9 protein-coding genes are annotated in these 6,693 nt (G+C 71.9%); 4 read left to right on the top strand and 5 right to left on the bottom strand.

The features are described 5' to 3' along the window. Positions 1-29: 29 nt before the first annotated feature. Entirely contained in the window at positions 30-533 is a 504-nt protein-coding gene (locus ACO1BR_RS21555) for a hypothetical protein (protein WP_426796707.1), read from the bottom strand. Between the two features lie 421 nt (positions 534-954). Between ACO1BR_RS21555 and ACO1BR_RS21550 the strand changes: the two genes are divergently transcribed. Beyond that, on the top strand, positions 955-1,458 hold the full coding sequence (locus tag ACO1BR_RS21550; protein ID WP_426796788.1) for a metallophosphoesterase family protein: 504 nt from the start codon (positions 955-957) through the stop codon (positions 1,456-1,458). A 28-nt stretch (positions 1,459-1,486) separates the two neighbouring features. On the opposite strand, the gene ACO1BR_RS21545 is transcribed toward ACO1BR_RS21550, so the two are convergent. After that, positions 1,487-1,996: a mycothiol transferase gene (locus tag ACO1BR_RS21545; protein WP_426796706.1), complete on the bottom strand. Its 510-nt coding sequence runs from the start codon at positions 1,994-1,996 to the stop codon at positions 1,487-1,489. A 172-nt stretch (positions 1,997-2,168) separates the two neighbouring features. Further along, a complete protein-coding gene (locus ACO1BR_RS21540; RefSeq protein WP_426796705.1) occupies positions 2,169-2,549 on the bottom strand; it encodes a hypothetical protein in 381 nt (126 codons plus the stop codon). Between the two features lie 445 nt (positions 2,550-2,994). Here ACO1BR_RS21540 and ACO1BR_RS21535 point away from each other — a divergent pair, with 445 nt between their 5' ends. Further along, positions 2,995-3,519: a hypothetical protein gene (locus ACO1BR_RS21535; protein WP_159505756.1), complete on the top strand. Its 525-nt coding sequence runs from the start codon at positions 2,995-2,997 to the stop codon at positions 3,517-3,519. 151 nt (positions 3,520-3,670) lie between these two features. On the opposite strand, the gene ACO1BR_RS21530 is transcribed toward ACO1BR_RS21535, so the two are convergent. Both ACO1BR_RS21530 and ACO1BR_RS21525 read right to left on the bottom strand, forming a co-directional pair. Further along, on the bottom strand, positions 3,671-4,408 hold the full coding sequence (locus ACO1BR_RS21530) for a class I SAM-dependent methyltransferase (RefSeq protein WP_426796704.1): 738 nt from the start codon (positions 4,406-4,408) through the stop codon (positions 3,671-3,673). A 27-nt stretch (positions 4,409-4,435) separates the two neighbouring features. Continuing rightward, complete coding sequence (locus ACO1BR_RS21525; protein ID WP_426796703.1) at positions 4,436-5,227, bottom strand: serine protease; 792 nt, start codon at positions 5,225-5,227, stop codon at positions 4,436-4,438. A 494-nt stretch (positions 5,228-5,721) separates the two neighbouring features. On the opposite strand from ACO1BR_RS21525, the gene ACO1BR_RS21520 reads away from it, so the two are divergent. Both ACO1BR_RS21520 and ACO1BR_RS21515 read left to right on the top strand, forming a co-directional pair. Continuing rightward, positions 5,722-6,540: an SDR family NAD(P)-dependent oxidoreductase gene (locus ACO1BR_RS21520; RefSeq protein WP_426796702.1), complete on the top strand. Its 819-nt coding sequence runs from the start codon at positions 5,722-5,724 to the stop codon at positions 6,538-6,540. Between the two features lie 59 nt (positions 6,541-6,599). Next, complete coding sequence (locus tag ACO1BR_RS21515; protein WP_381368741.1) at positions 6,600-6,677, top strand: 50S ribosomal protein bL37; 78 nt, start codon at positions 6,600-6,602, stop codon at positions 6,675-6,677. The last annotated feature ends 16 nt before the right edge of the window (positions 6,678-6,693 follow it).

Genomic DNA, 6,693 nt, shown 5'->3' with positions numbered 1-6,693 from the left:
CCCCCCCCCCAGGGCCTACCCGGCCGCGGTCAGTGGCCCAGCAGGTCGTACAGCGCCATCGGCGTCACATAGCCGGGCCAGCGGCCGTCGACGAACAGATGCACCCCGGCGTCCTGGTAGCACTGGTCGACGAGTTGGGAGCAGATCATGTGCCGGGTGCTGGCGACATAGCGACGCAGCCCCGGAACGGGCAGATGGAAGCGGTGTGTGGCGATCGCCGCGTAGTCGAGGAAGCTGTACGGCACGCCCACATAGCGGGTGGCCGCCGTGCAGATGTGGGTGCGCTGCTGGTCGGTGAGCCGTTCCGGGCAGACGTACAGGACCTGGGCGCCGTCGTACTCGCTGAGTGGTCTGATGCGGGCGCCGCCCGGTTCGGCTTCCAGCAACCGGCCGTCGGGCAGTACCAGGAAGGCGTGTTCGTAGTTGGCGAAGCCGTCTCCATTGATCCACTCACCGAAGCGGATCAACCGGCCGGTGGTGCCGGATATTTGGGTGAGTCCGATATCGCCGGGCTGAGGATGGGTGTGCTTCATGAGCAACTCCCGGGAGCGTAAAAGCGGATTCCCAGAGGTGATACCCGCAGTTCGGGCGCCCGCACCGGGGGAGTGGCGGCTGCCGGACGGGAAATGCGGCTGCGGCGGGACTTTCGGGTGACATGAGGGAAAGGAGGTGAACGAGTCATCTGGCGGGGCGAAAGTCACCGGGCCGGGAATGCCCGGTCCCTGTCCACCGGAAATGCCGGGGACAAGCCCTCGGAGAAGACCTTGAAAACCTGCGGGAAAAATCCCCGGGATACGAGGGAACGGCCGAGCGGATTCCGGGGAATGGACCGCGACGGACGAGGAGTACGGGAGCATCGTGGCCGCCGGAGAGACCGAGCACACCGCGCAGACCGCGACGGCGGCCCAGGTCGTGGTGTCCGGCCCCGCGGACGGCTACCGTCACCCCGTGCCGCTGCGACTGCTGCTGACCTCCGACACCCACCTGCCCCGGCGCGCCAGGGCGCTGCCGCCCCAGCTGCTCGACGCGGTGGCGAGCGCCGACGTCGTGGTGCACGCCGGGGACTGGGTCGACACCGCCACCCTGGACCTCCTGGAGACCCGCGCCCGGCGGCTGATCGGGGTCCACGGCAACAACGACGGCCCGGAACTGCGGGCCAGGCTGCCGGAGGTGGCCTACGCCGAGCTGGCCGGGCTGCGGCTCGGCGTGGTGCACGAGACCGGTCCCGCGCAGGGGCGCGAGCGGCGCTGCGCCGAGCGGTTCCCGGGGCTCGACGTGCTGGTCTTCGGGCACAGCCATATCCCGTGGGACACCACCGCCGGCGAGGGGCTGCGCCTGCTGAACCCGGGTTCGCCGACCGACCGCCGGCGTCAGCCGTACTGCACGTACATGACGGCGGAGATCGCGGACGGCCGGCTCACGGACGTGCGGCTGCATCGGCTGCCCCGCCGGGAGTGAGGCCCGTCCGGGGCCGTGCACCGTGGGATCAGCGGCCGAGCAGCCCCCGTACGTACGCGGCCTGGCCGGCGTGCTGGAGGTCGTCCGCGATGACGCTGACCAGACGGACCCCCAGGGTGACCGGCGGTGTCCAACCGCGGTCGACGACGCGGTCGAAGTCCTTGGCGGCGAGCCCGGAGACATAGCGCACCGTGTTGTCGTGCACCGCCTCGTGATACACCGTCAGCAGCGGGGCGCTCAGGCCCCGTACGGCCGCCACGTCCTTGCGCGTGTGGCCGTAGCCGGTGTCCTCCGGCGCGAACGGCAGCCCGAAGCCCGCGCACCAGCCGTCCGCGGTCCAGATCTGCTCGGTCCCGGCCGCACCGGCGACATGGTCGTCCTGGATCCTGGTGAGGTGCCAGACCAGCCACCCGATGGAATTGCCCCGACCGTCGGGACGGGTGCTCAGCTCGTCGGCACTGAGGCCGTCGACCACCTCCAGGACAGCTTCCCGGACACGGCCGAAGGCATCGACGAGCAGATCCGTGCCGGCGGACATAAGGGCTCCTTCGGGGGTGGGTCGCGGTGCTGCGGCGGGCCCGCCCATGGTCGCAAGCAGGGGCACGGGATGCGCCCACGCCGGGCCGGGCGACCGCCCGTTCGCCGCAACCGGGGCCGCGGTCCGCTCCGCCGCGCGAAGGGAGTGGCCGGCGGTGCGCCACGGCCGCGGCTCAGGAGCGAGTCGACCGCGTCGCGAGGGTGTCGAGCAGGGCCTGGACGGGCCGCAGCGACCGATCGCCGTGCGGGACGATCGCGAGGATCCTGGGCAGCGGTTCGACCACCCGGACCAGGCGGCCGGCCCGCAGGTAGGGGTTGGGATCGCGCAGCGCCGCCTCCAGCGCGGTCCGCGTCCAGTGCGCGCGGGCGAGGCCGAGTGCCCAGCGGTGCTCGTCCTCGTAGGGCAGCCAGCGGCCGGCGGTGTAGGCGTCCGCGAGGTCGTGGGCCTGGCAGGACATCGTCTGCCAGACGAAGTCCTCGTCGATCAGGTGGGTGCGCCGTCGGCCGGGGCGGTCCTCCTGGCACGGCGCGCACAGCAGCGGTTGTCCGCTCACCGCGGGCGGCCCGGCGGTGGGACGTCGCCGGTGGCACAGGTCGCAATCGGCTGTGTCGGCTGTTAAACGGTGGCGAAATGAGGTCACGAAGGGCTCAACGACGCAAACGTGACCAGGTCGCTACCAAAACGTCACCGTCCGCTGTCGGCCGAGGGGCCTGCCGATGCGTCATATGTGCCTCGCCCGCGCCGAGGTGAGTGGCGTCGGCGCTGCCGGGGGCGGCGGGGATCCGTTCCGGCCACGCCGGAGGGCCTTCCGTACGCGGCCAACAGCCCGTGAAAAACCCTACCCGCACCAGGAGTTGGCCAATGGTTGTTCATGCAACAGTCAGAAATGGGCATGTACACATCTTGTTCATCTCTGGCCTCTACTCGCATAGACTCCGCGGTGGTGGCATGGCATCACGTGCCCGGCACCCGGCCGGGCCTGAACACCGGAGCCCCCCATGCGATCGATACACCGATTCGCCTCCGCGACCACCGCCCTTGCCCTCGCTTCCGCCGGCCTCCTCCTCACCACCGGCAGCGCCCATGCCGCCGCCACCTGCTCCCAGTCCCGCCTCCCGCTGCCCGACGCCGGCTGCACGCCGGGCGCCTACAACCCCGACGTCACCCAGTCCACGATCAACTCGACCATCTGCGTGCCCGGCTGGACCAAGACCGTCCGCCCGCCGGCCTCGTACACCAACCAGCTGAAGATCAAGCAGATCGGCGAATACGGCTACAGCGACACCAACACCGCCGACTACGAAGAGGACCACCTCGTCCCCCTCGAACTCGGCGGCGCGCCGCGCGACCCGAAGAACCTGTGGCCCGAGCCCCGTTACGGCGACCAGCCGGCTGCCAGCAAGGACTCCGTCGAGAACAAGCTGAAGGTCGCCGTCTGCAACGGTCAGGTCCAGCTCGACGACGCCCGCAGCGCCATCGCCACCGACTGGACGACCGCGCTGTCCAAGGTCGGCATCGGCTGACCCGTACAACTCCCGTGCCGCAGCGCCCTGCAGGGCCTGTGGACATTCCTTGTGTGGGGAGGAGGGGCGTGGCCGCCGGGGCCGTCGGTGGGAAACCGGCGCTCCGGGATCTCCCGGGCCGGTCGGCGGACCGGCGGACACGCCCGCACCCTCACCCGCGCCGGGTCGCCACCACCAGCCGGCACCGCGGACTGCCGTCCGCCCGTCGCCCGAGTTCCGGCAGCGCCGTCAGCTCCACCCCGAACCCGGCCGCTGCCAGCTCGGCACGGACGTCGGCCAGCCGGAAGGCCCGGTAGTACATGACGAAACTCGGCCGCCACAGCGCGTTGCGGACCCGCATCGCCGCGTCGAAGCCGAGCAGCATCCAGTAGAGGGGCGACCCGGGCCGGGCCGGCGCCACGATCGGGAAGACGAACCGGCCACCGGGGCGCAGCACGGAGTGCACCTGCGCGAACAGTTCCGGGCGCTCCCGCGGCAGGAAGTGCCCGAACGCGCCGAAGCTGACGACCAGGTCGAAGGTCGGCCCGAACGGCAGCGACCGCGCATCCGCCCGCACCCACCCGATACGCGGCCCGGTGGCGGCCTCCGTCCCCCACGAGCGGGACCGGCCCACCGCGAGCATCCCGGCGCTGATGTCCACACCGGTGACCCGCTCCGCGCACACCTGCCGCAGTACGCCCATCCCCGCGCCCGTCCCGCAGCACAGGTCGAGTCCGCTGCCGAACGGACCCAGCTCGCCCAGCGCCCGCGCCACGGGCCGCAGCACCGCATCCGGCGTCCGGAACGGCGTGTGGTCGAACTTCGGCGCGAGCAGGTCGTAGCCGCGCTCGACGGAGGACAGCGCCTGCACGGCGAGTTCCCGGATCGTGGGGCCCTGGGGTGCGAACATCACGCCCAGCATAGGCCCGCTCCTGTCCTAGGAGTTCGTGATGTGCCGGTGGATGTCGGGGTCGCTGACCTTCGTGTAGACGCCGGGGCGACCGGGGGCGGCGCAGCCCGAGCCCCAGGAGGCGATGCCGACCAGACGGCCGCCGACGACGAGGGGGCCGCCGCTGTCGCCCTGGCAGGCGTCCCTGCGGCCCGCCTCGTATCCGTAGCAGGTCATCCGGGGGGTGATGGAGCCGGCCCCGTATGCGCTCTTGCAGGAGGAGTCGCTGAGCTTGGGGACGTCGACACGGCGCAGCAGCTGGGGGAGCGGGCCGCCGTCCCGCGTCGAGCCCCAGCCGGTGACGGTCGCCGGAGTGCCCGAGGCGGGCTCCGCCCCCGCTTCCTGGAGGGGGATCGGCCGGACCGCGGCGCCGAGGACCAGCGGTGCGTCGAGGACCAGCACCGCGACGTCGTAGTCGATGGTGGCGGGGTTGTACTTCGGGTGCCGGGCGATACGGGAGACGTGGACGACCTGGCCGCCCGAACCGCGGTTGCTGCTGCCGGCCCGGACGGTGAGGGAGGCGGGGAGTGCCCCGGCGGTGCAGTGGGCGGCGGTGACCACCTCGGTGGGCCGGACGATCGAGGCGCCGCAGACATGGCTCCCGTGGTTGCGGAGCGACGCCTGCCACGGGGCGTCCTTCACATCCGCCTTCCTACCGCCCACGATGCGCAGGTCCAGCATCCCCCTGACCTGTGCCGCCGTGGCCGGCGGCACCGCGGTGAGCACCGCACCGCACACCGCGACCGCCGCCGCCCCCCGTCGCAGCCATGACCGTGCCATTCCGCCTCCCGAATCCCGATCGGCCAGGACCCCTGCTCGTGCGGTGATCCTCAAGGACGGGACCGGGCCCTGGGGCGAAGTGCCTGCTCTTTCCATCGAATTGGTGGTATTCCGGCCGGCGGTGTTTGCGGAGCCGTCACGTCGTCAGGGGGTCATCAGAAGGCCGTCAAGAGCGGTGCGCGTCCCTTGAACCGGCAGGTGACGAGCGCGTTGGATGAGTGACGTGAACAGCGCCAGGCTCCTTCTCGACCGTCCGCCGTCATGGCGAAGCCGTGCCATGTCACGGCCGGCGGACCCGAGTCGAGCGCCGCGCTGCCCGGAGACGTCCGCCACGCGCTGACACGTCCTCCAGCGCCCTCGCACTCCCGTGAGCGGCCGAAGGTGCCGTGACCGAACACCGGTCCCGGTGCCGCCGCTTCGTATCCGTTCGTCTGCACGCCGGCGCCCCGCGGGGCCGGCCGGCGTGCCGCTCCTTCGCCTTCCCGGAATGGAACATGACTGACTCTGCTTCCGCCTCCCTGTCCTCCCGCACGGTCCTGGTGACCGGCGCCACCTCCGGCATCGGCTTCGCCACCGCACGGCAACTCGCCGAACGCGGTGCCACCGTCCTCGTCCACGGCCGCACCGCCGGCGAGGCCCAGGCGGCCACGGACCGGCTGATCGCCACCGAAGGCATCGACGGCGCCCGGCTGTGCGGGTTCGCCGCGGACTTCACGTGTCTGGAGGAGGTTGAGGCGATGGCGCGGCGCGTGGTCGCCGAGCACCCCGAGCTGGACGTGCTGGTCAACAACGCCGGGATGGCCGCGCCGGAGCGCCACACCGTCACGGCCGACGGGAACGAGGTCGCCTTCCAGGTCAACTTCCTCGCCCACTACCTGCTGACCTGCCTTTTGGAGCCGGCGCTCGCCGGCGAGCGGGGCGGCCGGGTCGTCAACGTGTCGTCCTCGCTGCACCGCACCGCCTCCATCCAGTGGAGCGACCCCCAGCGGGTCCGGCGCTACTCGCGGCTCGCGGCCTACGCCCAGTCGCAGCTGGCGCTCACCGTCTTCGCCGCCGACCCGCGGGTGACCGCGGTGTCCGTCCACCCGGGGATCTGCGAGACGGAGCTGCTGCCGCTGTACGCCAACGCGGGCGCCTCCGCGGAAGAGGGCGCGCGTCATGTCGTGCGGCTCTGCGACCCGGCTGTGGAGGTCGTCAACGGCGCCTACTACGACCGCGATCAGTGCGTCGACCCGGCCCCCGCCGCCACCGACGCCCGCACCCTCAAGCGCCTCAACAAGCTCGCCGGCCAACTCGTCGGCCACGGCGCCTGAAGCAGACAGCACGACGTCGCGCCAACGAGACGTCCCCTTGACGAAAGGACCGGACGCCCATGTCCAAACGCGCCCGTAAGAAGCGGGCCCGCCGCAAGAAGAAGGCCAACCACGGCGGCAAGGCCGGCCAGGGCTGAGCAGCCCCCGGCGGGG

The organism is Streptomyces sp. YGL11-2 (genome assembly GCF_050054615.1).
GTDB lineage: Bacteria > Actinomycetota > Actinomycetes > Streptomycetales > Streptomycetaceae > Streptomyces.
This window is presented reverse-complemented; position numbering and strand designations above follow the sequence as displayed.